The sequence below is a fragment of the Solibacillus sp. genome (assembly GCF_040273735.1).
Lineage (GTDB): Bacteria > Bacillota > Bacilli > Bacillales_A > Planococcaceae > Solibacillus.
In genome coordinates, this window is sequence record NZ_JBELZM010000006.1 from 59,461 (window position 1) to 84,899 (window position 25,439).

The window sequence follows — 25,439 nt, forward strand, 5'->3', positions numbered from 1 at the left end:
CAAATTATTTAAATATACTGACTATAAATTTTATTCTCGATAATTCACATATTATTTGTTTTGTTCGTTATTTTTATTTTCTGCCGGGTCTGCTTCTGTTGCTACTTGCTGCTCTTCCGGAAACGTTGAAGATTCATCAGGTGTTGCCTGTTTCTCAGCTTCAATCGGTTCTACAGGTGCTACAACAGTTTCTTCCACTGCTTCTTCTTGCTCTTGTTGAACTTGTGCTTTTTCCGGTGTTCCGAATACCGCACGCTCTAAAATTTCCGCAATATCGTAAGTACCGACTGTATCTTCCACTTCTTTTGCTTTCGTTCCATCAGAAAGCATTGTTAAACAGTAAGGACAGCCTGAGGAAATTACAGATGCCTGTGTTGCGATTGCCTGCTCTGTACGGGCAACGTTAATACGGTTTCCGACATGCTCTTCCATCCACATTAAACCACCGCCGGCACCACAGCACATACCATCTTCACGATTACGCGCCATTTCAACTAGCTTCACGCCTGCAATACCTTTTAAAATTTCGCGTGGCGGATCGAATACATCATTATAGCGTCCTAAGTAACATGAATCATGGAAAACAATTGTTTCATCAACACGGTGGTCCATTGTTAAACGGCCTTCCTGAATCAGATCGTACAATAATTCTGTATGGTGAAGTACCTCACCGTTCCAGCCGAAATCCTGATACTCATTTTTGAAAATATTGTATGCGTGCGGGTCAATCGTTACAATTTTCGTCACACCATTTTTCTCAAATTCATCAATGTTGGCTGTTGCCAGCTCCTGGAACAGGAATTCGTTACCTAAACGACGCGGTGTATCCCCCGAGTTCTTCTCTTTGTTGCCTAAAATAGCAAATTTCACGCCTGCTTTATTCATTAGTTTAGCGAATGCCAATGCAATTTTTTGTGAGCGGTTATCAAATGAACCCATTGAACCGACCCAGAATAAATATTCCATTTCTTCGCCTGATTTTTTCAATTCTTTTACTGTTGGAACGTGAACAGTTTCGTCAAGCTCTCTCCAGTTTTCTTTTTCTTTACGGTTTAAGCCCCATGGATTCCCTTGTCGCTCAATGTTCGTCATTGCGCGTTGAGCATCCGGATTCACTTTACCTTCTGTCATCGTTAAATAACGACGTAAATCGATAATTTTATCAACATGCTCATTCATTACCGGACATTGATCTTCACAGTTACGGCATGTTGTACAAGCCCATATTTCTTCTTCTGTAATGACATCGCCGATTAATGACGGGCTGTAAATATCTTCGATTACTGCACCTTCAGCACCAGCAGCCATTGCCAATTGGTTACCTTGTGTATTATTGAAGAACGAGAAGGGTACCCAAGGCTTTTTCTTTAACTCGACTGCACCAGTAAATGTTAGATGGTCACGCAGTTTTACGATCAGGTCCATCGGTGACAGCATTTTTCCTGTCCCTGTTGCCGGACACATATTCGTACAACGTCCACATTCTACACATGCATACAGATCAAGCATTTGCTTTTGCGTGAAATCGTGAATTTTCCCGACTCCAAGCGGCGGCATACTTTCCTCATCTTCCGCTTCTTCCAATGCGGCAAAATCGATTGGACGCAATGTGCCAATACGGTCTTGACGGTTGTAATAAACGTTGAAAATCGATGTAATTAAGTGGAAGTGCTTACCTTGCGGGATATAAACAAGGAATGCTAATAACGCCAACAAGTGTGCCCACCACATAACGAAGAACATAACAGCAGCAATCGCCGGATTCATCCATTGGAATACCCAGGCAATTGCAGACGCTACTGGTTCTGATCCTGTTAAACCGTGATCATGCCAAATTAAGTAAAAGCCATTGCCAAATAATGTAGCAAACATTAAAATCGCTAAAAACATATAAACTAAACCATTTTTAAAACCCTGCTTTAAACGTGCAAGTTTTTCCATATAACGACGGTAAAATGCAACTGCTACCGCGATTAAGATCGTTAATACAACAAGTTCCTGTGTAAATGTAAATACCGGGTACAGACCACCCAGCGGAAGATGTGATCCCGGTGCGAGCCCTTTCCAGATTAAATCAATAGCTCCAAACTGAACCATTAAAAATCCGTAGAAAAACAGAACGTGTACAAGTCCCATCTTCTTATCTTTTAATAGTTTTGATTGACCAAATACTTTCTCAACGATATCTTCTATACGTTCAGAAAATTTATGATTGAACTCTTCTTTACGACCAAGTTGAATATAGTCATAACGTGTTTTTAATAAATATGCGAATAACCCCAGCGCATAAAGTAACACGGCGATGAATGCAATCCAGTTAATAATTAAAAATGTATTCATTGTTTTCCCCCCTGGAATACGAAGTTTTTACCCCTTTGTTTATCCAATTCACCCCGATAAACTATATGAATCTATAAACCCATTGTAGTTATGAATGAGCATTCAGTCAACAGATTTCGTCATTAATTCTGAAAATTAAATCAAAATATAAAAAATGCTAGTTAGACAAATTTATCGTCTAAACTAGCATTTTTCGTTTATTTGAATACGTCGCCACTACGGATATATTCGACATCCTGGATTGATAATCGGTAGTTTACGACACGTGCTGCAGCAAATAAATAATCCGATAATCGGTTCAAATATTTCTGTACAACTGGTGAAACATCTTCAATTTCTTTCATTAAAGAAACCGTTTCCCGTTCCGCGCGGCGGGCAACAGTGCGCGCGATATGCAGTGTAGCTGCTGCTGGCGCCCCACCCGGTAATATGAAACGTTTTAATGGGGGTGCTTCTTCAGAAAGTGCATCGATACGTTTTTCCAAAACAGCAATCGGTTCTTCCGTAAGTTTGTAATGACGTTCTTTCATTACATTCGCCAAGTCCCCGCCGCCATCAAACAATTCATGTTGAATGGCAGTTAAATCTTCAATCAAGTCCTTGAACTTATCCTGATCCAATTCGCTTACAGCTTTACCGATAAATGAATTCAGCTCATCAATTGTGCCATATGCTTCAACGCGCAGATGGTCTTTATCAACACGTCCTCCAATAATGCTCGTCTTCCCTGTATCGCCTTGTTTTGTATATAATTTCATCAATATTCACCCTTTCGTATTAATATTATTTCTAGGCTTTATGAAAATTCCCTTTAAGTATGATGACGCTCTTTTTTTAGCGATCGTTTTATTCTTCCGGCACATTTTACTTATTATAATGCTTTTTATATTTTTTAATTGCTTCTATTGTAACTTCGAAAACAGCCCGGCCGATCAGTTTGCCGATTTCTGTAATAGGTCCGGCATACGGCATTTCTTCCCCTTGTTGGGTAGCCGCGATCAATAGACTGTCGGTTGCGGTACTTGTTGCAGTCGTATTTGTCACTGAATCTTTTATTTGCTGATCTGCCAATGCTTTCGTTTTTGCTTCTGTTGCTGTAATCATCGCCTGAATAAATGCTTCATCTGTCAGCTTACCATTAATGATTACCCATGTATTAATCGTACCGACATGTGGCTCATCTTCCCGCAAATATGTTTTCGTAACATCGACACTGTTTCCTACCCCTGCTGTTACCATGACAAGGATTTGTACATTATTTTTCGAGAAATGCCGTATTACTGCACAGCTTGTTTTCACAGCTGTCAGCATAACGACTGTATTTGTGGGAGAAAACTTGCGCTCTTTTAAAAATTGCTCCGTTTCCTCTTTCACATTATAAATATCGTATTCTGGAGAAATAGAACGATTGAGTAATGTGTCATACCAGCCTATGCCGGCATTATGGACAGCAGAAGAAATTACTTTCAGCGGTGCCTGTGCCTGATATTCGATATAGTCTTCTGTAATTTGAAACTGGTCCATCTGGATTGTCGCAGCTTTTCTTTCCATTTCATTCGTTGGCAGCATCGTAATTTGCGGTTTTGGCAGCTCCGGGTGAGGATATGTCGCAATTCGGGCATGATACACATCGGCAATCTGCTCCTGCAGCACGACTTCATGCGGCTCCCCAAATGCCCGTATTTCACCATTTTCCAACAGAAGCAGTTCATCACAATAAAGCGATGCCAAGTTAATATCATGAAAAATCGAGACAACCGTCAGCCCCTGTACCTCAACTTGCATCCGAATCATATCCAGAATCTGCTTTTGGTGGGCGATATCCAAATGGTTTGTCGGTTCATCCAATAGAAGCAGTTCCGAATTTTGTGCAAGTGCCTGGGCGATAAATACCCGTTGCTGCTCGCCTCCCGATAAAAACTCCAAGTACTGATTTTTATATTGCGAAACACCTGTGCTTTCCATTGCCTGCTGAACTGTCTTTTCATCTTCTTCGGCCCAAGAAGAAAAGAATCCGCTTTGATGCGGGTAACGCCCTAGCGAAACCGCATCATATACACTGTTAGTAAATGCACTTGCATTTAATTGAGGCAAAACTGCCATCTTTTTCGCCAATTGCTTGTTGTCATAGCTTTTAAGCGGTTTCTCTTCGATAAAAATTTCACCTGTTTCAGGCTTCAGCACACCACTTATCATTTTCAGTAATGTCGATTTTCCGCTACCGTTCGGACCAAGAATCCCGAGAATTCTTCCTTTTTCCACGTGAAACGTCATATTTTTTATAATCTTTTTCCCGCCATAACCACCTGATAAGTTATTTACTCTTAACATTATGCAACAACCTTTCTACGTTGCTTGAAGAAAATATAGGCAAAGACAGGCGCGCCAATAAAGGAAGTAATAACACCAATCGGCAGTTCGATAGGGGCTATAATTGTACGCGATACTAAGTCACAAATGACGAGCAGGCTTGCACCATTCAAAAACGACAATGTCAATAAATGTCGATGGTCTGCTCCGATCAGCAGACGGATCATATGCGGTACTACTAATCCGACAAATCCAATTGTCCCTGATGCAGCAACAGCCGCTCCTGTTAAAATGGAACCGCCCGCCAAAATCATATACTTGCTGCGCTTAACATTTACACCTAAATACTGGGCACGCTCTTCCCCATAAACCATAGCATTCAGTTCACGGCGAGTTAGCCAAATAAGTGCTGTGCCGATCACCATAAACGGCAGCACCATCTGAACATACGGCCACCCTCTCATCGACACACTTCCTAAAAGCCATCCGATAATTTCTCTTAGCTGTTCACCCGTAAGTGCAACCATTAAGGAAATACAGGACCCTAAAAACGAGCTGAAAATTATACCCGTCAAAATCAGCGTTTCCATTTTCATCGAACGGTCAACAAGCCTTGCAAATGTCAGGACGATAATCATCGTACATGCGGCTCCAGCCATACTGAATACCGGCAATGTGAAGACACCGAGCACCGGTATTGAAATCCCTAAAAAGATGGTCATAACCGCACCTACCGAGGCTCCAGATGAAATTCCCAATGTATACGGATCCGCCAAAGGGTTTTTAAGTAACCCTTGGAACGCTGCTCCGGCTATCGCTAAAGATGCTCCGATTAATGCGGCTAAAATGACGCGGGGCATACGTATTTTCCACAAAATACTGTATGCAACCGGATCAGTTGTTTTATCCCATAATGTAGAAAACGGAAAATTAACAGACCCGAATGAAATGCCGATCCATATACTGCTTAAAAGTAATCCAATCGATAGTACATAGGCGATTGAATATTTTTTATTCATTAAATACCTCTGGATAAATTGCAGCACCTATTGATTCAATACCTTCAACAATTCGCGGACCTTGTCGACTTGTAGTATCGCCATCGACCAATTTCACATTGCCGTTTTTCACTGCATCCATTTCGGCATATGCATCATTTTCCTCAATTGCCGCCATATCGTTTTCATACGTTACTAAAATGACGTCCGGATTGCTTTTTACAAATTGCTCAGAGCTGTACATCGGCCACCCTAGTTCAGGAACAGCATTTTCTGCATTTAACACGTCCAGCATTTCACTGATGAATGTCTCTTCTCCTGCTGCATAAAGATCCGGATCTGTTCCCACAACGATGAACACGGACTTCTCTTCAAGGTCGGCTACTTTCACTTCAATTTCTTCTATCCCCTCTTTGATTGAGGCAACCATTTTTTCGGCTTCTTGTTCTTTATTTGTCAGCTGCCCGATTTGTTCAATCGTTTCATACGTTTCTTCAAATGTTTTGGCATCTTTTACAACAAATACGGGAATTCCTACTGTTTCAAGCTGCGCAATTGCCTGTTCATTGAAGCTGTACATTCCGGATTCATGTGCTAAGACTAAATCGGGTTGCAGGCTGATTATTTGTTCTAAATTGAACTCCATGCCGCCAACCGATTCTTTTGTTAATGCTTCTTCAGGGTATGTATCATTGTCGTTAACGGCGATAATTTCATCGTTCAATCCTAAGCCGAATAAAATTTCCGTATTCGATGGAGTTAATGTAATGATGCGTTGCGGCGCTTTTTCAAGTGTAATTTCTTTGTCCAAAGCATCTTTTAATGTAACCGGAAATTGTGCTGCTTCAGTTACTTCTGTGCTTCCCTTTGATGATTGTTCATCTGTTGCTTTTTCCGAATTACATGCAGTCAATGTTAATGTGAGTAATGCTGCGGAAGAAAGCAGTTGCCATTTTTTCAAAATAAAAACCTCCTGAGATTTTGTTGTATAATTTTCTACAAAAATAAAAAGCTCCCTACCATAAATGAAGGAAGCTTTACATATGCAAATAATATTCAATAAAAAGAATTTATCCGCCATATCCTATCCTCGTAGGTTTAATTTAGGGCATTATAAAGGCAGGTCTCCTGGCTTATGCATAAACGTTGAAGAGCGCCTTCCCGAAAGTTTTTCAGTGGCCTGTTGCTCCCAACTAGCAATTACAGTGGCGGGACCGCATCGGAATTGAACCGATTTCCCTTTTACTTCTTACTCAATCCAACGAGTAAGAACCTTTATCGTCCATATAAAGTTAATAGCTCTATTATAGCGGATATTCGGAAAAATGTATGCTCATTCGCTAAAATTTCAGATAATTTGTCTTATTTTGTTGAAATTACGAATAAAAGAACTACTTATTCTTTCTCTTTCAAGTTTTTTTCAATTGCCGTTTCAGCTAATCGTTTAATTGTAATGTCATCCATTGGCGGATTGTGCAGACCTGCACGTACATCACGGTAATAGCGTTGAAGCGGGTTTGATCTTTGCAGGCTTTTTGCCCCAACTAGACGCATCGCTTTATCAACAACTTCGATTGCTGTATTTGTCACTACATGTTTCGCAATATTAATTTCATTGACTAATGTCGCCTTTTTAATCGGGTCATTGTATAGCCCCGCAACACCGTAAATTGTAAAGCGTGCTTTCGTCAACGCCAAATCCATTTCTCCGATCAGTGTTTGCACGTTTGGCAACTGGGCAATTGTTCCTTGAATACTGTTCGGGGAATGGCTATTTGCAAAATCAACCGCATAATCGCGAGCAGCCTGGGCAATTCCTAAATAAGTTGCCGGAATGAGCAGCAGCCAGCCGTTCAGCTTAAATCCGGTTGAATAGTTCGGGATTTCCACTAAGTTTGTTTTATCAACACGTACATTATCGAGCACTAAATCATCGCTTCCCGTACCGCGCATTGACGCAACATCCCACGTATTTTCGACCGATACCCCTTCAGCTGTTTTCGGAACGAGGAAAAATCCTAACTGGCCCTCATCTTCAATCCATGCCGACACTAAAAAATAATCGAGGTCCGGTGCACCGCTCGTATAGTTTTTACGGCCATTAATTACATAGTAATCACCATCACGTTTTGCTGAAGTACCCGGACGTCCGCCACGCACCGGGCTTCCCATCGCAAACTCGCTTACCGCACGATTGACTGTCGCACCATTTGCAATTTCTCCGCCAAACCAGTCGAGCTTTTGTTCATCCCAATAGCGATTTTCAAAAATCTCGCCCACATTCTGAATTGTCCACGAAACAGCCAGACCCGTGCTTCCGCAAAAGCTCGCCAAAGTTTCCTGCAGTAGCAGCGCATCATATACTGTGAATCCATCTCCGCCATATTCCTTTGGCAATGTTATTTTTGTATAGCCGATTTCTCTCAGCTTCCGGAAATTTTCAAATGGAAATGTCGCTTGTTCATCTGTTTGCTGAGCATGTTCTTTCACGCTATCTGATATTGTTTCGAGCTTTTTCAGCCATTGTTGCTGCTCGTCGGTTTGAATAAATAATTCCTTGCTCATGAAAAGCACCACCTCATATTTATTGTCCTGTATATAGAAGTCAAATTTAATAGTACGTTTCGGAAAATTACAAGTCAATTGATATCCCCAGTTCCTTTATAGGGATTGGGAACGCTTTACTGTTTCATAAAGTGGCGTGTTTGCTAACGAAAGTGGAACGTTTGCGGGAGAAAGGAGAATATTCTCGCCTTAATGTGGAAAATTGTGATGCGAAAGAAGAACTTTTACCTTACGATGTAGAACGAATCGATCATAAAGGAGAAACACCGCTATACATAAAGAAAAAGCACTCTATTTTCTTCTACAGAAAATAGAGTGCTTTGAAATATTGAATTACATTTTTTCCGGTGCGCTTACGCCGATTAGTTTCAGTGCATTCGCTAATGTAGTTTTTACTGCTGTAATTAATGCTAAACGAGCTTCTGTCAGCTCTTTGTTATCTTGGTTCAATACTTTTTCTGCATTGTAGAAGCTATGGAATGCAGCAGCCAAGTCTTGAATGTAGTTTGCGATACGGTGTGGTGTGCGGTGTTTCGCTGCATCTGCCACGATCTGCGGGAATGCGCCGACTTTTTTAAGCACATCTTCTTCTTTTTCTGCTACTAGCAAGTTCAGGTTTTCCAATGATGCTTTAAAACCTTGCTCATTTGCTGCACGTAAAATTGATGAAATACGCGCATGTGCATACTGTGCATAATATACTGGGTTTTCGTTCGATTGTGATACCGCTAAGTCTAAATCGAAGTCCATATGTGAATCTCCCGCTGTTTTAACGAAGAAATAACGTACCGCATCCAAGCCTACTTCTTCCACTAATTCACGCATCGTTACAGCATTACCTGTACGTTTACTCATCTTGAATTTCTCGCCGTTTTTGTACAGCTGAACCATTTGGATAATATCTACTTCCAATGTGCCACGGTCATAGCCAAGTGCTTCGATCGCCGCTTTCATACGTGGAATATAGCCGTGGTGGTCAGCACCCCAAATATTGATCAGCTTATCAAAGCCGCGGCGCAATTTATCTTCATGGTAAGCAATATCCGGTGTTAAATATGTGTATGAACCATCGTTTTTAATTAATACGCGGTCTTTGTCATCACCGAATGTTGTTGAACGGAACCACGTTGCGCCTTCTTCATCAAATACATGGCCATTTGCTTTCAGTTTGTCTAATGCTACATCGATTTTACCGTTTTCATATAAAGATGTTTCTGAATACCAAACATCAAATTCAACACGGAAGTTTTTAAGGTCATTTTGCAGTTTTGCCAATTCCAGTTTCAAGCCATGTTCACGGAAAAATTTAAAGCGTTCTTCATCCGACTTGTCCAAAATTGTTGCACCGAATTCTTCAGCCAGCTTACCAGCAATTCCGATAATATCAGGACCGTGGTATCCGTCTTCCGGCATTTCTGCATCCATTCCTAATGCTTGCTTATAACGCGCTTCCAAAGAATACGCTAAGTTATTAATTTGGTTGCCGGCATCATTAATATAATATTCACGTGATACGTCAAAACCAGCAAAATCCAATACATTACATAATGAATCCCCTACAGATGCACCGCGCGCATGTCCCAAATGTAAGTCGCCAGTCGGATTAGCCGATACGAACTCGACCTGTACTTTTTCTCCTGCACCTGCAGTTGAACGACCATAGTTTTCGCCTTGTTCAAATGCTGCCGTAACGACACTCGCCAAGAAGTCTTTACGAACTGTAATATTCATGAAACCTGGCCCGGCAATTTCAACCTTCTCGATGTCTGTGCCTTCAGTCGTTAAATGCTCTAAAATCGTTTCTGCAATTACACGTGGCGGCTTTTTAGCCAGTTTAGTCAATTGCATTGCGATATTTGTTGCAAAGTCACCGTTTGCTTTATCCTTTGGTGTTTCTAAATGGATGTTGATTTCCGTGCCCGCTTCTACTAAGCCTGCTTGATCGATTGCTGCTTTTAATGCCGCTTTAATCGATTGCTGTAATTGTTCTACTGCATTCATAGTTATACCTCCGTAAATTCAATGTCTAATTTGTAATGGCCAACTGAATTGCCACCTATGATAAGGTCATATTGGGTTTTAAATTGCCCGGACACTTTTTCGCTTTGTACTACTTCAATGGCTAACTGATGTGTATCCGTAACAAGAGGTAAAGAGCCGAATGGACTTTCATAATGACCATTCTCGCGTAAGTCCGGATTTAAAGGCAAACGCATGTTCACACCGCCTTTTCGCATAATAAACGAATTCAATTCATTTAGTTTGATCGTCGTTTGAATTTGCAAATCATCCTGAAGTTCCTCATAGCGCAGATAATGGCTGTTCCCTTTTTCTACACAATTGCCTTCAAGCCACATTTCATATTGTTCAAGCTCGCCCTCGGTTGGAATGATTGAGGAAACTAGTTTGATTTTGACTTTTTTCCCGCTCTCGTTCGCCATAGCAGTCAGCTCCTATACATATATTTCTATAACCTTTTTATTATAGGATAAGTAACTATCATTAAGCAACAACGAACTTAATTTTGCGCTTACTCCTTCAATCACCTTGATTTGAACGTTTTTTATTTAATTCCACTATTTTTATAGTAATTTTAGTTCAGAACTGTAATGATTAAAATATAAAGGAGCTTATTATGTTAATCGAATTATTATCTTACTTCTGTATATTATTTACGTTTACACTTTTAATTTATTGGCCATTTATCAACCACTTTAAACAAACACCGTTCATCAATCGAACGAAGCCTTATATAATTGGATTGAAGTTTGGCGTAACCGGTCTTGTGCTGACATTCTCGGCTGTTCACCTTACGAATGATTTCATGATGTACATACAATATATTCCTGTACTGTACAGTGGTTTATTAGGAGGGCCATTTGCTATTCTGATCAGTGGTCTAATTATAGGAACCGGTCTTTTTTTCTTGCCATACTTGGAATTAGTACCGATGATCCTGAATATTAATTTCCTTGTTCTTGTTGTGACCTTGTTCTTTGTCACAAGGATATATAAAATGACTAATAAAAATATATTTTTATTTTTTTGGGCATGCTTTATTGAAACATTTATCGCATTATTTCTTGGGCTTTGTTTCCATACTAAAAGCTTTGAATACTTATTGCTCTATGGCATATTTACGATTTTTTCGTTCTATTTCATTTATATTGTCATTCGCCAAATAAAACGTGCCAACGATACAGTAAAACAGACGACTCATTTAAAAAAGATCGATTTTTTGACACAGTTGCCAAACAATAAAGAAAATGAAAAATATATTCAAAACCTGATTAAAAAGAAATCCACTTTCAATCTATTGCTCGTGGATATTCGAGATTTTAAAATGCTTAATTTGCAGTATGGCTTTTCTGCAGGTGATCTTGTTATTAAACAACTTGCCCAACACTTGATGGAATATGCAAATAAGAATGGGGCTTTTGTTGGTCGATTGGGCGGTGAGGAGTTTCTTCTCGTTTTAAAGGATGTGCCTCCTGCTGTTGCAATTGTAGAGGCCAATAATCTAATTAATATGATTGCCCAACAGCCGTTTGAAGTATCCAAAGATTTATCATTTCATATTTCCGTAACGATAGGAATTAGTTCCTATCCTGATAATGGACAATCATCTTTGGAGCTACTTGAAAATTTAGTTATAGCAAAACAGCAGGCAAAAACAAAACTATCTTCTTATTTCCATATAAATAATTTAAAATAACGGGTAATGATATATTACCAAGGTGGGTGATGCCATGTTTTTAGAGCTGACAATCAACTTTTCGATTCTGTTTTGCTTTACGATCTTAATTTTCTGGCCTTTCATTCAATATGAGGATAACCCTTTCATCCATAAATATAAATCCATCATCGTCGGTGTGACATTCGGATGTGCCGCCTTTATATTGACTGCATTGGCTACCCCCTATGCTCACGGCATGCTAATAAACAATCGTATAATTTTTGTGCTTTTCAGTGGTTTGCTTGGGGGACCTGTTTCAATTTTCATTACGGGTTTTATGATTGTAATTAGTCGGTTTGTTTTATTGTACACTTCAGTATTGTCGTTCATTATCATGCTGAATACTTTAATAGTGACAGTCGTTGTATGCTATTTAGCATTAAAACGTCCCATTACGTTTCAAAATATACCGGTCTATTTTTTCGTCATAACAATCGAACACATTATCATCCTCATTATTTATGACCGATTTCATATAAGTAGTCTGTTCTATTTAGTACTTTACTTTGGTGTATCGACCATCACTTTTTACGCGGTCCGAAAAATATTAATGCAGCTTGACGATAAAAATAAACAAATTAAACAAATCTATGCATTAAAGAAAACGGATTTGCTTACGCAACTGCCTAATAATATTGCGATTGAACAGAAACTATTTTCTTTTGTGAATGCAAAAATACCTTTTGAACTGCTACATATCGACATTCGCCAGTTTCGCGAATTGAATTATATGTATCATTATAAAGCCGGCGATGAAATACTCGTTCAAATCTCTCAACTATTGAAAGACCAGCTTCCGGTAAAAGCGCTTATCGGGCGAATTGATAGTGATGAGTTTTATGTTGTGCTGCCACAGATGGCACCTGCAGAAGCGATTACGTTAGCCTATTCAATTAATAAAACTGTGCAGCAGCTTACTTTTGAAAACTATCCATCCAGTCAACTGACTCTTGCGATTGGGATCTGCTCATTTCCGCAAAACGGACAAACTGTTAAAGAGCTTTACCGCTTTTCAAATGAAGCCTTATTGAAAGCAAAACATCAGGCAAATGTTCCGGTCTGCCATTATAATCAAATGAAACAGCAATATTAAAAAGGTATATTAAAAGTCGAAAAAACTTTTAACATACCTTTTTTCTGATTCTCCCATCTCTAAAATTTTCACTTTAAAAATGAAATGAATTTTCACACACCACAAGAATCCTTTATATCCGTGATTTCCCGTTAATTTAACAATTACATATCTTTACTGTTACATTCCACTATTAATATAGAAAAAGGGTATATAATAGCAGCATATTTTTTTAGAGGTGTTATTAATGAACAAAAAACGAATAACGTGGGTGGATATTACGAAAGGTTTCTTAATGATCCTTGTCGTTATCGGGCATTATCCAGGAGAGCTTGAATTTCCACTCGCAAAATATATTTATTGGTTTCATATGCCTGCATTTTTCATATTAAGCGGTTTGTTCTTTAAGCCGATTTTAGATAAAAAGGATATAAAGCTGACGATTCACAAGCGTTTCATGCAATTAATCTTTCCTTACCTATTTTTCCTTGCCAGTATTACACTAGTCCGTTATGGAATGGAGATTTTTTCAGGCAATTGGGATTTGGGATGGTACCTTAATGACTTATGGACACTTGCGATAGGCGGACGTTTTATTCGTGGAGCATATGGTGTTTTCTGGTTTGTAACGACATTATTCTTCACATATTTATTATTCATGTGGTTGACGACCTATTTTAATCGGAAGAAGCAGATTATAACTCTAGGACTCTTTTATGTTATCGCACATTTTGAGAGCATCATCGCTATGAAAGTCATCAGCGGCAAGCCCTCTGAAGCAGCGCAATCGATTCCAATGATTTGGAACATCGATGTTGCGATGATGGCAATCGTCTATTTTGCAATCGGGTATTATTTCAAAGAATTGTGGATGGATATTTCAAAACGATGGATTGCTACGGCCGTGTTCCTGAGTGCGACGGCGTTGTTGCTTGATAGGTTCAATATCATCGATTATCGACTGAGCATGAAGTTTTTACGGTATGACCATTTTATATTGGATTTGGTCATTCCCATATCATTTACAATCGTATTAATAGGATGCTTCCAGTTGCTCGCAGCAAAACTGTCACTTAACTGGCTGCAGAAAATAGAAAACCACTCGCTTACTATTATGTATTTGCATATATTTGCAGATATTATTCTAAATGATTATTTCACGTACGGGCTTATTGGTTATACAACAATTGGGATATTCATTCCTATCATTGTTTCAGTTTTAATAAAAAAATGGCTACCGAACGGGACAATTCTGCTTGGCGGGTTTTCAACCAAGAAAGAAAAGACACCTATTCCGACGTAAAAAAGCTGGACCTCATCTCTGAGGTTCAGCTTTTTTATAAAATTTATTTTATTTTGAACGAAGTTTTTCGACCCAAACTTCATACCCTTTCCCATTTAAATGAAGCCCATCACCTGTGAACTGCTTATCCAGTTGCCCGTTTTTATCGATAAAGCTTGAATGAAGATCGATATACTCAATTCCCTTATCTTCCGCAATTTGTTGCAAAATAATATTAAATCGCTTCACTTTGTCATTTGTCACTTCATTTCCGAATATCCCGTTATTCACGGGTAGGATTGATTGAATTGCGAGCTTTGTATCTTTTCCTTTAAACGAATCCACTATTTTTTCGACGTTACTTTTATATACTTCTGCTTCTGTTCCATAACGGATATCATTGACACCGATCATTAAATACGCCTCTTTCGGGTTTCGGTCCACTACTTCCTGTATACGGTTCAAAACGCCCTCTGTCCAATCATTCCGGATTCCTCGATTCAGCACAACTTCGTCGGGAAAGTATTCCTGGAATTCTCCGTAATCGGAAATACTGTCGCCAATGAACACTTTATCTATATTACTAATTGACGACTGTTCAAAGACGCTTTTTTTCGTCAAGTAATAGGCAGAATCCTTCTTGGGAGAAGGTGTTGCCTGCGTTTTTGTTTTAATAAATTCAAATCCGCCTATATTTTTCACCATATAACTTCCTGTTCCTAACAACAGTACATTTAATAGTAATGAAATAATTAATATAATATAGCCCTTTTCCAACATAAACACTCCTATTTCTAACATGGCTCTCAGATGCTCTTCCCAGCGAGTAGCCGAAAAAATGCAAAGTTCACTACGTCCTGTTATAACTCCTTATTACCACGCTTCCTGCAGACTGCCTTACTGACAGTGGTTACCCCGTATTGATGCAATACTCTATGTATATTTTGGGGGTTTTATCAAAGCGATATACGCTTTGTTATTCCTCGAAATATCCGAATCAACCGATTTCACTTGTCATGGCAGCAGCATACTATTCTTTACCCTATTAAGATTGAACCGTAACATAGGCATAAGCATTTTTCTTAATGATACTTTATGTATTATTCCGGCGCTGCATCCTCCCTAGTTAACGATGCAGCATGCACCAACACTACCTCCGAAATTCAAAAAAAAAGGTACTCCATCGAGTACCTTCAAATTAACACTAGCGGTTAACCCGCAATGCCTTACTATATCTATATTTTATAAACCTCTGCTATTTCACCCAGCCTAAAATCATTTCGCGAATTAATTTTGCAGCTGTATTTACTGTAATTTCTGAGTGGTCGTAGATTGGCGCCACTTCAACTAGGTCAAAACCGACAACATTTACTTCAGAGCGTGCAATTTCATGAATTGATGCTAAAAGTTCCTTTGGTGTAATGCCACCAGCATCAACCGTGCCTGTCCCAGGTGCATGTGCAGGGTCCAATACGTCAATGTCGATTGTTACATAAACATTGCGTCCTTTTAATGTAGGCAGTACTTGCTTTAACGGCTCGAATACTTCAAATAATGAAATGTGCATGCCGTTTTCTTTAGCCCACTGCAGCTCTTCTTTTAAGCCTGAACGAATTCCGAATGAATAGACATTTTCAGGTCCGATTGTATCCGCAATTTTACGAATTGGTGTGGCGTGTGAGTATTGTTCCCCTTCGTAATCCGTACGTAAATCTGTATGTGCATCAAAATGGATGATTGCTAAATCTTCGTACTTTTCATAGACTGCTTCCATTACCGGCAGTGATACTAAATGCTCCCCGCCCATCCCTACTGGAATTTTATCATCTGCCAGTACTTGACGGACAAACGTTTTAATTTCTGCTAATGATTTTTCCGGATTACCGAATGGTAGTGGAATATCCCCCGCGTCAAAAAACGGTACATCTGCCAGCTCACGGTCCAAGTAAAAACTGTACTCCTCAAGACCAACCGATACTTCACGAATTCGTGCCGGACCAAAACGTTGACCGGGACGGTAGCTTACTGTCCAGTCCATTGGCATGCCGTATAAAACAGCTTTACTTTCTTCATAGTTTTGGTGGCTTTTAATAAACATATTCCCTGCGTAAGTTTCATCAAATCTCATTTATAGTCACCTATACCTTTCTCTATTTTTAAATTGCGTATTATAAATCGATTTCTTAATTTAGAATGCATAGCGTTAGAAGAAGTTGCTCATACTAAATCTAACATATGAAACTTTTGTTTCGCTATTTTCGTATAATTAAGTGCAACTGACATAATTCGACATTATGGATTGCTTTTGTAATAGCTGCATATACGACTAAATTCGTAAGATGCGCTACGAAAAAGTATAGTTGTTTTCATTAAAAGTGCAATAGAATTTTCATTACTTTTTGTAATTAGCTAAATTTATTTTGCTCTCTATTAAATAAGAAATGAGGTGAAAAAACTTGAAAAGACAGCAATATAAAAAACGAAAAAAGCGAAAAAGTTTCGTGAAAAAAATCGGACTCTTTATGATTGCCCTTTTATGTTTTTTCGCTGTTATGTTCCTTTCATTACGTATATATGCACAAGTTGCCGGAGCACCACCACTTACCGTTCCGAAAGCTTCAATTTTTTTAGATAGCGGCCATAATCAGATTGGTGACTATTTTACAAAGGAGCGTCGTTATTGGACAGACCTTGATGAAATTTCACCCTACTTAATTGATGCTACTGTTGCTGTGGAAGATAAAGATTTCTTCGAACATAGCGGTTTTGACTTTTCCCGGATTGCAGGTGCCGTTTTGGCGGATATTAAAGCCGGAAGTAAAGTGCAAGGTGCCAGTACACTGACACAGCAATATGCACGAAATCTATATTTAACCCATGAAAAAACATGGAACCGGAAATTAAACGAAGCCCTTTTTGCATATCGGTTGGAGTTATTTTACTCAAAAGAAGAAATTTTAGAAGGCTATTTAAATACAGTTTATTATGGACACGGAATGTACGGTGCTGAAGCAGCAAGCCGTTACTTCTACGGAAAATCCGCAAAGGACCTGACATTGGCCGAAGCTTCGATGCTTGCAGGTGTGCCAAAAGGACCGACGTATTATTCGCCGCTTAATAACTTGGAAAAGGCGACAAATCGCCAGCAAGTAATTTTGCGGTTGATGAATGAACAAGGGAAAATTACAGACGACGAAAAAACTCGTGCCACTTCAGAGCAGGTTGCCCTAAAAAGCGATGAGTGGATTGCGACAAAATCAATTGCCCCTTACTTCTTGGATGTTGTATGGGAAGAAGCAAGCGATATTTTAGAAGAGAAAAACTTGAGTATTAGTGAAGGCGGCTGGAAGATCCAAACAACACTCAATCAGGCACATCAACGCGCAGCGGAAAATGCAATTAAAACAAATATGCCAAACAGCGAATTGCAAGTTGGCTTTGTGAGCATGGAAGCTAATACAGGTTTTGTAACAGCACTTGTCGGCGGGCGTGATTACAGTGTAAGTTCGTTTAACCGTGTTGCGTTAGGTAACCGTCAGCCGGGGTCCGCCATTAAGCCGATATTGTATGCGGCTGCACTGGAAAAGGATTTCAATCCGTTGTCCTTCCTGGATGTGAGTGAAACAACCTTTACGTATGATAGTGGACGAGCAACTTATACACCGCAAAACGTCAATAAAAAATACGCTGATCACGAACTTTCCATGGCGCAGGCATTAGCGATTTCCGACAATATTTATGCGGTGAAAGCACTGGAAAACATCGGCTACCGATCTTTCCGGGATGTTCAAAAACGTTTCGGACTCAACTATTCCGAAAAAGATATACCGTCCATTGCACTCGGAACTGCAGAAAACTCATTGTATGATTTAACAAATGCCTATAATATCATTGCTGCAGGCGGAGAAAAAAGACAACCGACTACTGTATTGTCGATTACCGATGCAAAAGGAAAAGTCGTATACAAATATAAGAAATCTGAAAAAGAACAAGTAATTTCCAAACAGGATGCATTCATTTTAACGCAAATGATGACAGGTATGTTCGACCCTGTATTCAGTGATTATTCTCCAGCAACGGGGTTATCATTGCGTTCACGTATGAGTCACACATATGCAGCCAAATCAGGTACGACAAACAGTGACCAGTGGATGATCGGTTTTACACCGAGCTTAACGGCAGGTGTATGGAATGGCTATGACCAAGGTAAAACTTTATCTGTCCAGGCAGATATGGCCGCATCTAAGCAAGTGTGGATTGATTTTATGGAAACAGCTCTTGATGGAAAGGCGAACGAAACATTTACAATGCCAAGTGGTGTAGAGCCAGTAACTGTCGATATTCGTACAGGTAAACTGGCGCACGAGTCATGCTCAAGCCAGCGTATTGTTTACATGAAAACCGAAGATGTACCAAAAGAGTCTTGTGCATCATTTGATCTCTTCAATCAGGATTCATGGGGTAATTTCTTTGAATCACTGCCTTTTGAAGCGTTGCGTAACTTTTGGGAATAAATAATAATTAAAAAAGCTCTTTCGTATCCGGTTATAGTCCGTGACACGAAAGAGCTTTTCTATTGTGGTGAATGAATGGTTGAGAACCATGAGGCATTCGGCTTGGGAAGGTTCAAATGCCGCATACTGCTCAACCTGTTTCATTTCCCACATGTCCTAGCCTACTATCTCGCAAGCTTTAAATTCAGTTTACTTTCTTTTAGAACCAGTTTCAACCACGGATTTTTGTAGTTTTTGAAATGTCACATATTGTTCACTGAATTGTGTGCAGTATTATGCTAAATGCTGTCTTAATTTTTCTTCACTGTTGTTCCACATTTCTTCATTATGGCTTTTCAGGAAGTCAGCCAGTATTTTCTTTGATCGATCATCCATATGATCCACAATAATGTGGCGCTTCATCGATTTATCCATTTTGTTCACGTGGTCTGCCAAAATTTTATAGCCACGGCGTTTTTCACGGTTTACAACCATTTCACAAGCCGTTACACCAGCAAAATAAGCACCTGACTCTTTATGGTCAATTGTTACCCATACAAGCCAGTAATCTTTTCCGCCCGCTGAGTCTTCACGGTTCATCGTAAACTTAATACCGCGCTCTACTTCACTTTTCGCATGCATTGCTCCGATGTCAACAACTGCTGTACCTTCCGCGACATCGACAATGACCGGCGAAACATTTTCCAAAGAAAGTGAACCAATACCGAATCCTTTATGCCCATCGGTAGGATCATTTTTTATTATCGTAAAACCCATTTTCGGTTTCGATTTTTCTTCATTTGCCATTGTAAATCCCTCCAAATACGCTAATATAAATACTATACACTATATTTTAACTAGGAGGCGACTTTATGCCAATCGTTACAATTAAAATGATTGAGGGCCGCACAGATGAACAAAAACGCGCGCTCGTAGAAGAAGTTACACAAGCTGTTTCTAAAACAGTTGACGCACCAGTAGAAAATGTATCCATCATTATTGAAGAAATGTCTAAAAACCACTATGCAAAAGGTGGCGTACGCTATAGCGACCAATAATGGTTGAACAGCGCTGAATATCAGTTAATTAATAAATATGAAACACCTCAATCTTCTCTAAGGAAAATTGAGGTGTTTTCAATTTTGCGGGTATTGATTTCTGTAGCTAAGCTGAATTTTTCCGGCTATGTGCCCGGCCCCCCTGTATACATTAAACTTCCTCAATGAGCTGTTTAATTTCGTTACGCAATTCGGATGGGATCCGTTCGTCTGTAAATAGCTCTTCCGGATAATACACTTTATGGTCGACCTTGATACGACCGGCAATTGCTTCAACGATTTGGCTTTCCTCCGATAGTTCACGCTGCTTTCCGTCCTGCATAAGTAAATAAATCGGCTTCTTCGTCCCTTCAATACCTGGGCGGTAAAAGTCATACGGTAAATCTGATGTAGAATCATGCACTAAATAATATTCCGGGTCAATGCCCGCCTGCAAAAATAATCGTTGCAGCTGTGCATATACTTCCGGCTGCTTATAAGGATTCAAATTCGTATATTGGAACAGTTTCCGGTTGACGAATCTTCGGCATAGATCCCGTAAAATTTCATCGTCTTCTTCCATCCAAAATTGGAAATATGCCATCATGATGTTTTCATCAAGTGCAATATAGTCTTCCAATGTGACATTCCCTCTGAAAAAAGATACGAAAGGCGTCGGCTCATATTTAAATGGATAATCGTTTTTGCACAGCACTTTCACCCGTTTCAAAATATGGTTCAGCACGACTTCCGCACTTCTTGATACCGGGTGGAAATATATTTGCAAATACATTTGGTAGCGGCTCATGATGTAGTGCTCAACAGCATGCATCCCGCTTTCTTTTATAACGACTCCATTATCACGCGGACGCATAACACGCATAATGCGCTCCATATCAAAATGCCCGTAGCTGACACCTGTATAATACGCATCGCGTTGCAGGTAATCCATACGGTCAGCATCGATCTGACTGGAAATCAGGCTGACAACCAATTCATTTGGATACGTTTTTTCAATTACTTGTGCAACCTTTTCAGGGAAGTCATCTGCCACTCGACGGAGTACGGCATTTACCTCTGTATCCCCCAGCAGAATCTGCCGAGTAAAATATTCATGGTCTGTTTCAAATACATTTTCAAATGCATGGGAGAACGGACCGTGCCCTAAATCATGCAGTAATGCTGCACATAATACGAGTAACCGCTCGGACTCATCCCATTCTTTTCTTCCTTTAAATACATCATCCACAATACGACGGACAATTTCATAAACTCCTAATGAGTGATTGAATCGGCTATGTTCAGCTCCGTGGAACACTAAATACGTCGTACCAAGCTGCTTGATACGGCGCAGTCTTTGAAATTCTCTTGTTTTGACCAAATCCCAGATGACTTGATCCCGAACGTGAATATAGCGATGGACAGGGTCTTTAAAAACTTTTTCCTCTTGCAGTTTTGTTTTTGCATATGTGGTAAACATAGCTAGCCCACCTCCTTCTCTCTTAACATCATTATAAGTGAGTTGTCATTGAAATAGAAATGAATCCGCCGAAAACGCAAAAAGGACGTGTTCTGAATATATTTCAGAACGCGTCCTTTTTACGCTGTTACTTTTTCAATTTGTCGAGTACCTTTACCATTAACTCCTCTTCAGTTAATGCGGCAACTGGACGGTTATTTACAAATGTAAATGTTTTTTTGCGGCCGGGGCCACAGTATGAATGACAGCCAATTTCAATCGTTGCTTCTGGATCAATTTCCTTTAATTTTGGAATTAACGTCTTTAAATTAACGGCCTGACATTCATCGCAAACGTGGAATAAGTTTGCCATAGTGTCAACACCTCTCTATGAGCTATTTTCGCTGTTTTAACCTATTTGCTATTGTATCTCATTTTGCTTATTTCATTCAAGCATTATCCTAGCAATTCCGGTCAAAGTTCTGCTAGGAACATATTTCTCATCATTCTAGCAACAATTTACGATATATTGAATAAATGTTTTCCCCTTTGGACATGATAGATTTACAACAACAAAACTATTATTAATCAGGGGGAGTTTTTGATGACAAAAACAAGACAAGATGCATGGGTGAAAGAGAATGATGAGCTGTTAGCAGAGGCTGTTTTGCGCCATGTAAAAGAAGGAAGTACACAATTAAATGCATTTGAAGAAGCCGGAGATTTACTAAATCGAACAGCAGCAGCCTGCGGTTTCCGCTGGAATGCCGTAGTCCGACGCATTTATGAAGAAGACCTGGCACAGGCGAAAAAGGAACGCAAAGAACGTATGCGCATGATGAATACGGCTACAAAACGCAGAAATACACCAGTATACTTACTACCGTCAAATGAAAATCAGCCAACATCGATTCCATTATCGGCATTATCACTAGATATCGTCATTGCATACTTAGTACAACTGCAGCATACGAATTCAAATGAACAGGATTTATTGAAATGGCGTAAATTGACATCACTATTAACGGAACAGAAAAATCAACTTGAGCAACAGCTGACAGCACTGCAAAAAGAGAATAAAGCGATTAAAGAAGATTACGAGCAGTTTGTTTCTATTATGAACCGTGCAAGAAGACTTGTAGCACTAGAAACAGATACTGAGGCCACGCCAACATTCAAAATGGAGCGTAACGGCAACTTGATTTCCCAAACATCGTTAAATGATTCAGGCGAAGCGCTATATTAGCACCTCGCCTTCTTTTTATACTGCATTACATGCCCGATTGGTGAAGACTAACAAACAGGAGGGATCAAGTCCCTCCTGTTGAAGTTTCACTTTATTTACTTAGCATCGATTTATTGCGTTTGAACACACGGTCTAAATAGTAGTTGTACAATTCCATTTCCTCTTGCTGCAATGGCAGTTCAAACAGCTGCCCACTCTTTTGCCTCAATAGATTTCGAAGTCTTTCATTAACTTCTAATACTGTCAGATTTTTTCCTGTCAGTTGTTGAAGTGAAGCCATGACTTCCGGTTTGATATCCGGGTACTCGAATTTCGTTTTTTCACCTTGCAGACCATTTTCATAAAAACATTTAATCAGTTCTGCACGCTCACTGCCGCTGCCTTCCACACATAAATAAATTTGAACAGCAATCCCGTTTTTCATGCGACGCTGTGAAATACCGGCAAACTTTTGACCACCAATACTTAAATCATATGAACCTGGACAATAAGAACCAACAATTTCATATGCTTCTATTTTTGTTGCAATTTCCGGGAATAACTGACGAATCAATGCAACCATCATTTCAAATGCATTATTAATACTAAGCGGTTTGTCCTCATTTAGTACAATCGAAATATTTAAAACTCCTGCATCCAATACGACCGCCAGTCCTCCAGAATTGCGGACAATCGGATCATAACCACTATTCTTCAATGTATCCATCCCTTGCTCAATATAAGGCAACCGGTGATCTTGGATTCCAAGAACTACTGCGTCATGATGGACCCATGTACGTATTGTAGAATTGGTCATTTTCTGACCGACAAGATGACATAGTGTATCATCCATTGCAAAGGACTCTAAAGGCGAGCGTTTATTCGCACTGATCGACTGATCGATAAAACGCCACATTGTTCGCTGCAAAATATCATTCATATTTTATACTCCTAGCCTAATTTTTCCTCACTTTAGCATACCGTATTTTAAAGTCATGTCAAATTGGTGAATTGACGGAATTTGCAGTTTTGAAATGATATTTTTTCATGAAACTATGCTACACTAATTGTGAATCATTTTCATTTACAAGGAGTGTTTGAACAGATGAATGAAGCAGCAATTACATTAGATGGCTGGTACGCATTACATGATTTCCGCTCAATGGACTGGGCATCATGGAAATTGGTTTCGGCTGAAGAACGCGAAGCCGCTACAAAAGAATTTATGGCATTTTTAGAAGACTTAAATAAAGATACAGGTTCGAATGCTTTTTACTCAATTATTGGCCAAAAAGCGGATTTCATGATTATGACTTTACGTGAAACACCTGAAGAACTAAATGAAATCGAAACAAAATTCGCGAAATTGGCGATTGCCGATTTTACAATTCCAACGTATTCTTACGTTTCTGTAGTCGAATTATCGAACTATTTAGCAGGTAAATCAGATGAAGATCCTTATCAAAACCCGCATGTTCGTGCGCGTTTATATCCTGAACTGCCAAAATCAAAATACGTATGCTTCTACCCAATGGACAAAAAACGCGAAGGCAATGACAACTGGTACATGCTTTCAATGGAAGATCGTAAAAAATTAATGTATGACCACGGTCTAATCGGCCGCAGCTATGCAGGTAAAATCAAACAAATCATTACAGGTTCTGTCGGTTTAGATGATCATGAGTGGGGCGTTACATTATTCTCTGATGATATGCTTCAATTCAAGAAAATCGTTTACGAAATGCGCTTTGATGAAGTTTCAGCACGCTACGGCGAATTTGGAGAGTTCTTAGTTGGAAACCTGCTGGACAATGAAAAACTGGAAATACTGTTAGCGATTTAATACTTATAAACCCGCTCCTCCTTGATGATTGGAATACCCAAACACACAAGGTTGACGGGTTTATTTTTCTCTAAAACGTAAAAAGATGAGTCGATATATTTCGACCCATCTTTCACGTATGATCATCCTGCAATTTTAAAATGATAATAATCGTATTAATGAATAAACCGATGACGATTAGAAGAACTAATAAATACCAATGAACCGGCTGTTCGTAAAAAATTGCAACCGCAAAGGACAATAATGCGCTAATTATTATGCCTAACCAAACCCCTATTTTCATGATGTTCACTCCCGCGTTTCTCGTCAACACCGGCAACAATCTCTCATTTTTTCACTTTATTTTACCCATTTCATTGAAATTTATTACATATAACCGAACTAATTATCCTATTGTATGTTGCGTGGTCAAAAAACAACACTGTATTTGGTGTTCATTTTTTTTGTTTATGCATATACTAAATCGAAAAAGGAGGTCACATCGAACGCCTAAACTTCAAATAAAAGGTTTACATGCCGCCCTTCTTTCTCGGTTACAGTGCGGCAGAAGGTGATGCAAGTGCCCTGCTTAGTGTGAAGACAGAGAAACAGCAGCCATTTCTTCGTTTACTGTTTCTTGTGCCGATGACTGCAGTATATTAAATTTCTTTATGAAAGGATGCAAAATTGACTTATTATTGGACGTCTCCAATGCAACAGATGAATCCTGCGACGGTTCCGATGCCTACAACTATGCAAGGTATGCAAGGAGTAGGCTTTCCACGTGAGGAATCCTATATCGAGAATATTTTACGATTAAACAGAGGTAAACCGGGTACGTTTTATTTTTCATTTGATAATGCGGTAGCTGGCAGTAATACACGGGCGGTTAGAGGAGTTGTGGAAGCAGCCGGCCGTGACCATGTTATTTTACGTGATTTAAAAAATAACCATCGCTTCCTGTTCCCGATGATTTACTTCGACTATGCGGAGTTCGATGAAGAATTAAGTTACTTTACACAACAACCATAAAAAAGTAAGGCGCCTTCATCAAGCGCCTTTTTTGTTGCGTAAAATACCGTGCAACAGCAAAAACGGCA

25 protein-coding genes and 1 riboswitch are annotated in these 25,439 nt (G+C 39.4%); of the genes, 10 read left to right on the plus strand and 15 right to left on the minus strand.

Annotated elements, in window-relative coordinates; all coding sequences use genetic code 11:
* Positions 1 to 51: 51 nt before the first annotated feature.
* The 6 genes from ABS917_RS07955 to ABS917_RS07980 all read right to left on the minus strand — a co-directional run bounded on the left by ABS917_RS07955 (position 52) and on the right by ABS917_RS07980 (position 8,213).
* Positions 52 to 2,340, minus strand: a complete 2,289-nt coding sequence (locus ABS917_RS07955) for a (Fe-S)-binding protein (protein ID WP_350478507.1) — start codon at positions 2,338 to 2,340, stop codon at positions 52 to 54.
* Between the two features lie 197 nt (positions 2,341 to 2,537).
* Positions 2,538 to 3,098 carry a cob(I)yrinic acid a,c-diamide adenosyltransferase gene (locus tag ABS917_RS07960; protein ID WP_350478508.1) on the minus strand — a complete coding sequence of 187 codons (561 nt, stop codon included), beginning with the start codon at positions 3,096 to 3,098 and terminating at the stop codon, positions 2,538 to 2,540.
* Between the two features lie 106 nt (positions 3,099 to 3,204).
* Positions 3,205 to 4,671: an adenosylcobinamide amidohydrolase gene (locus ABS917_RS07965; RefSeq protein WP_350478509.1), complete on the minus strand. Its 1,467-nt coding sequence runs from the start codon at positions 4,669 to 4,671 to the stop codon at positions 3,205 to 3,207.
* Complete coding sequence (locus ABS917_RS07970) at positions 4,671 to 5,669, minus strand: FecCD family ABC transporter permease (protein ID WP_350478510.1); 999 nt, start codon at positions 5,667 to 5,669, stop codon at positions 4,671 to 4,673. Before ABS917_RS07970 ends, ABS917_RS07965 begins: the two co-directional genes overlap by 1 nt.
* Positions 5,662 to 6,609, minus strand: a complete 948-nt coding sequence (locus ABS917_RS07975) for an ABC transporter substrate-binding protein (protein ID WP_350478511.1) — start codon at positions 6,607 to 6,609, stop codon at positions 5,662 to 5,664. The genes ABS917_RS07970 and ABS917_RS07975 overlap by 8 nt, the downstream gene beginning before the upstream one ends.
* Positions 6,610 to 6,749: 140 nt before the next feature.
* Positions 6,750 to 6,940, minus strand: a riboswitch (cobalamin riboswitch).
* Positions 6,941 to 7,043: 103 nt separating this feature from the next.
* Positions 7,044 to 8,213 carry an acyl-CoA dehydrogenase family protein gene (locus ABS917_RS07980; protein WP_350478512.1) on the minus strand — a complete coding sequence of 390 codons (1,170 nt, stop codon included), beginning with the start codon at positions 8,211 to 8,213 and terminating at the stop codon, positions 7,044 to 7,046.
* 140 nt (positions 8,214 to 8,353) lie between these two features.
* Here ABS917_RS07980 and ABS917_RS07985 point away from each other — a divergent pair, with 140 nt between their 5' ends.
* A complete protein-coding gene (locus tag ABS917_RS07985; RefSeq protein ID WP_350478513.1) occupies positions 8,354 to 8,527 on the plus strand; it encodes a hypothetical protein in 174 nt (57 codons plus the stop codon).
* A 19-nt stretch (positions 8,528 to 8,546) separates the two neighbouring features.
* On the opposite strand, the gene argS is transcribed toward ABS917_RS07985, so the two are convergent.
* Positions 8,547 to 10,214, minus strand: a complete 1,668-nt coding sequence (gene argS, locus ABS917_RS07990) for an arginine--tRNA ligase (protein ID WP_350478514.1) — start codon at positions 10,212 to 10,214, stop codon at positions 8,547 to 8,549.
* A 2-nt stretch (positions 10,215 to 10,216) separates the two neighbouring features.
* Complete coding sequence (locus ABS917_RS07995) at positions 10,217 to 10,654, minus strand: YwiB family protein (protein WP_350478515.1); 438 nt, start codon at positions 10,652 to 10,654, stop codon at positions 10,217 to 10,219.
* 194 nt (positions 10,655 to 10,848) lie between these two features.
* Here ABS917_RS07995 and ABS917_RS08000 point away from each other — a divergent pair, with 194 nt between their 5' ends.
* From ABS917_RS08000 to ABS917_RS08010, 3 genes are all read left to right on the plus strand, one after another.
* Positions 10,849 to 11,928 carry a GGDEF domain-containing protein gene (locus tag ABS917_RS08000; RefSeq protein ID WP_350478516.1) on the plus strand — a complete coding sequence of 360 codons (1,080 nt, stop codon included), beginning with the start codon at positions 10,849 to 10,851 and terminating at the stop codon, positions 11,926 to 11,928.
* A gap of 34 nt (positions 11,929 to 11,962) precedes the next feature.
* Complete coding sequence (locus ABS917_RS08005) at positions 11,963 to 13,042, plus strand: diguanylate cyclase (RefSeq protein ID WP_350478517.1); 1,080 nt, start codon at positions 11,963 to 11,965, stop codon at positions 13,040 to 13,042.
* A gap of 226 nt (positions 13,043 to 13,268) precedes the next feature.
* A complete protein-coding gene (locus tag ABS917_RS08010; RefSeq protein ID WP_350478518.1) occupies positions 13,269 to 14,324 on the plus strand; it encodes an acyltransferase family protein in 1,056 nt (351 codons plus the stop codon).
* A 48-nt stretch (positions 14,325 to 14,372) separates the two neighbouring features.
* Here the strand turns inward: ABS917_RS08010 and ABS917_RS08015 are convergent, their stop codons facing one another.
* Both ABS917_RS08015 and speB read right to left on the minus strand, forming a co-directional pair.
* Positions 14,373 to 15,083 (minus strand): GDSL-type esterase/lipase family protein, encoded by a 711-nt coding sequence (locus ABS917_RS08015; protein WP_350478612.1) that lies wholly within the window; start codon positions 15,081 to 15,083, stop codon positions 14,373 to 14,375.
* A 475-nt stretch (positions 15,084 to 15,558) separates the two neighbouring features.
* Positions 15,559 to 16,431, minus strand: a complete 873-nt coding sequence (gene speB, locus ABS917_RS08020) for an agmatinase (RefSeq protein ID WP_340717263.1) — start codon at positions 16,429 to 16,431, stop codon at positions 15,559 to 15,561.
* 328 nt (positions 16,432 to 16,759) lie between these two features.
* Between speB and ABS917_RS08025 the strand changes: the two genes are divergently transcribed.
* Positions 16,760 to 18,817: a transglycosylase domain-containing protein gene (locus ABS917_RS08025; RefSeq protein WP_350478519.1), complete on the plus strand. Its 2,058-nt coding sequence runs from the start codon at positions 16,760 to 16,762 to the stop codon at positions 18,815 to 18,817.
* Between the two features lie 273 nt (positions 18,818 to 19,090).
* Here the strand turns inward: ABS917_RS08025 and ABS917_RS08030 are convergent, their stop codons facing one another.
* Positions 19,091 to 19,603, minus strand: coding sequence for a YwhD family protein (locus tag ABS917_RS08030; RefSeq protein WP_350478520.1), 513 nt, complete (start codon positions 19,601 to 19,603; stop codon positions 19,091 to 19,093).
* Positions 19,604 to 19,668: 65 nt separating this feature from the next.
* Between ABS917_RS08030 and ABS917_RS08035 the strand changes: the two genes are divergently transcribed.
* Entirely contained in the window at positions 19,669 to 19,854 is a 186-nt protein-coding gene (locus ABS917_RS08035; protein WP_008404547.1) for a 2-hydroxymuconate tautomerase, read from the plus strand.
* 151 nt (positions 19,855 to 20,005) lie between these two features.
* Here the strand turns inward: ABS917_RS08035 and ABS917_RS08040 are convergent, their stop codons facing one another.
* Together ABS917_RS08040 and ABS917_RS08045 are read right to left on the minus strand one after the other, a co-directional pair.
* A complete protein-coding gene (locus ABS917_RS08040) occupies positions 20,006 to 21,313 on the minus strand; it encodes an HD domain-containing protein (RefSeq protein ID WP_350478521.1) in 1,308 nt (435 codons plus the stop codon).
* A 127-nt stretch (positions 21,314 to 21,440) separates the two neighbouring features.
* Positions 21,441 to 21,665: a YuzB family protein gene (locus tag ABS917_RS08045; RefSeq protein WP_008404549.1), complete on the minus strand. Its 225-nt coding sequence runs from the start codon at positions 21,663 to 21,665 to the stop codon at positions 21,441 to 21,443.
* 231 nt (positions 21,666 to 21,896) lie between these two features.
* Between ABS917_RS08045 and ABS917_RS08050 the strand changes: the two genes are divergently transcribed.
* Positions 21,897 to 22,538 carry an RsfA family transcriptional regulator gene (locus tag ABS917_RS08050; protein ID WP_350478522.1) on the plus strand — a complete coding sequence of 214 codons (642 nt, stop codon included), beginning with the start codon at positions 21,897 to 21,899 and terminating at the stop codon, positions 22,536 to 22,538.
* A gap of 91 nt (positions 22,539 to 22,629) precedes the next feature.
* Here ABS917_RS08050 and lipL read toward each other — a convergent pair whose 3' ends face one another.
* Positions 22,630 to 23,457 carry an octanoyl-[GcvH]:protein N-octanoyltransferase gene (gene lipL, locus ABS917_RS08055; RefSeq protein ID WP_350478523.1) on the minus strand — a complete coding sequence of 276 codons (828 nt, stop codon included), beginning with the start codon at positions 23,455 to 23,457 and terminating at the stop codon, positions 22,630 to 22,632.
* A 165-nt stretch (positions 23,458 to 23,622) separates the two neighbouring features.
* Here lipL and hemQ point away from each other — a divergent pair, with 165 nt between their 5' ends.
* Positions 23,623 to 24,360 carry a hydrogen peroxide-dependent heme synthase gene (hemQ, locus tag ABS917_RS08060; RefSeq protein ID WP_350478524.1) on the plus strand — a complete coding sequence of 246 codons (738 nt, stop codon included), beginning with the start codon at positions 23,623 to 23,625 and terminating at the stop codon, positions 24,358 to 24,360.
* A gap of 112 nt (positions 24,361 to 24,472) precedes the next feature.
* Here the strand turns inward: hemQ and ABS917_RS08065 are convergent, their stop codons facing one another.
* The gene (locus ABS917_RS08065) at positions 24,473 to 24,643 is read right to left on the minus strand and encodes a hypothetical protein (RefSeq protein WP_350478525.1); all 171 of its coding nucleotides are present in this window, start codon (positions 24,641 to 24,643) and stop codon (positions 24,473 to 24,475) included.
* Between the two features lie 230 nt (positions 24,644 to 24,873).
* On the opposite strand from ABS917_RS08065, the gene ABS917_RS08070 reads away from it, so the two are divergent.
* Positions 24,874 to 25,002, plus strand: a complete 129-nt coding sequence (locus tag ABS917_RS08070; RefSeq protein ID WP_350478526.1) for a hypothetical protein — start codon at positions 24,874 to 24,876, stop codon at positions 25,000 to 25,002.
* Between the two features lie 48 nt (positions 25,003 to 25,050).
* Complete coding sequence (gerQ, locus tag ABS917_RS08075) at positions 25,051 to 25,371, plus strand: spore coat protein GerQ (RefSeq protein ID WP_079524597.1); 321 nt, start codon at positions 25,051 to 25,053, stop codon at positions 25,369 to 25,371.
* Positions 25,372 to 25,439 lie beyond the last annotated feature (68 nt).

Bases quoted from the DNA above. Each gene is read 5' to 3' on its own strand.
- ABS917_RS08015 (WP_350478612.1), bottom strand. From the start codon at position 15,083: ATGTTGGAAAAGGGCTATATTATATTAATTATTTCATTACTATTAAAT.
- ABS917_RS08030 (WP_350478520.1), bottom strand. From the start codon at position 19,603: ATGGCAAATGAAGAAAAATCGAAACCGAAAATGGGTTTTACGATAATA.
- ABS917_RS08065 (WP_350478525.1), bottom strand. From the start codon at position 24,643: ATGAAAATAGGGGTTTGGTTAGGCATAATAATTAGCGCATTATTGTCC.
- ABS917_RS07960 (WP_350478508.1), bottom strand. From the start codon at position 3,098: ATGAAATTATATACAAAACAAGGCGATACAGGGAAGACGAGCATTATT.
- ABS917_RS07980 (WP_350478512.1), bottom strand. From the start codon at position 8,213: ATGAGCAAGGAATTATTTATTCAAACCGACGAGCAGCAACAATGGCTG.
- ABS917_RS07965 (WP_350478509.1), bottom strand. From the start codon at position 4,671: ATGTTAAGAGTAAATAACTTATCAGGTGGTTATGGCGGGAAAAAGATT.
- ABS917_RS08000 (WP_350478516.1), top strand. From the start codon at position 10,849: ATGTTAATCGAATTATTATCTTACTTCTGTATATTATTTACGTTTACA.
- ABS917_RS08070 (WP_350478526.1), top strand. From the start codon at position 24,874: ATGCCGCCCTTCTTTCTCGGTTACAGTGCGGCAGAAGGTGATGCAAGT.
- speB (WP_340717263.1), bottom strand. From the start codon at position 16,431: ATGAGATTTGATGAAACTTACGCAGGGAATATGTTTATTAAAAGCCAC.
- argS (WP_350478514.1), bottom strand. From the start codon at position 10,214: ATGAATGCAGTAGAACAATTACAGCAATCGATTAAAGCGGCATTAAAA.
- ABS917_RS07970 (WP_350478510.1), bottom strand. From the start codon at position 5,669: ATGAATAAAAAATATTCAATCGCCTATGTACTATCGATTGGATTACTT.
- ABS917_RS07995 (WP_350478515.1), bottom strand. From the start codon at position 10,654: ATGGCGAACGAGAGCGGGAAAAAAGTCAAAATCAAACTAGTTTCCTCA.
- ABS917_RS08005 (WP_350478517.1), top strand. From the start codon at position 11,963: ATGTTTTTAGAGCTGACAATCAACTTTTCGATTCTGTTTTGCTTTACG.
- hemQ (WP_350478524.1), top strand. From the start codon at position 23,623: ATGAATGAAGCAGCAATTACATTAGATGGCTGGTACGCATTACATGAT.
- ABS917_RS08045 (WP_008404549.1), bottom strand. From the start codon at position 21,665: ATGGCAAACTTATTCCACGTTTGCGATGAATGTCAGGCCGTTAATTTA.
- ABS917_RS08010 (WP_350478518.1), top strand. From the start codon at position 13,269: ATGAACAAAAAACGAATAACGTGGGTGGATATTACGAAAGGTTTCTTA.
- ABS917_RS08050 (WP_350478522.1), top strand. From the start codon at position 21,897: ATGACAAAAACAAGACAAGATGCATGGGTGAAAGAGAATGATGAGCTG.
- ABS917_RS08035 (WP_008404547.1), top strand. From the start codon at position 19,669: ATGCCAATCGTTACAATTAAAATGATTGAGGGCCGCACAGATGAACAA.
- lipL (WP_350478523.1), bottom strand. From the start codon at position 23,457: ATGAATGATATTTTGCAGCGAACAATGTGGCGTTTTATCGATCAGTCG.
- gerQ (WP_079524597.1), top strand. From the start codon at position 25,051: ATGCAACAGATGAATCCTGCGACGGTTCCGATGCCTACAACTATGCAA.
- ABS917_RS07955 (WP_350478507.1), bottom strand. From the start codon at position 2,340: ATGAATACATTTTTAATTATTAACTGGATTGCATTCATCGCCGTGTTA.
- ABS917_RS08040 (WP_350478521.1), bottom strand. From the start codon at position 21,313: ATGTTTACCACATATGCAAAAACAAAACTGCAAGAGGAAAAAGTTTTT.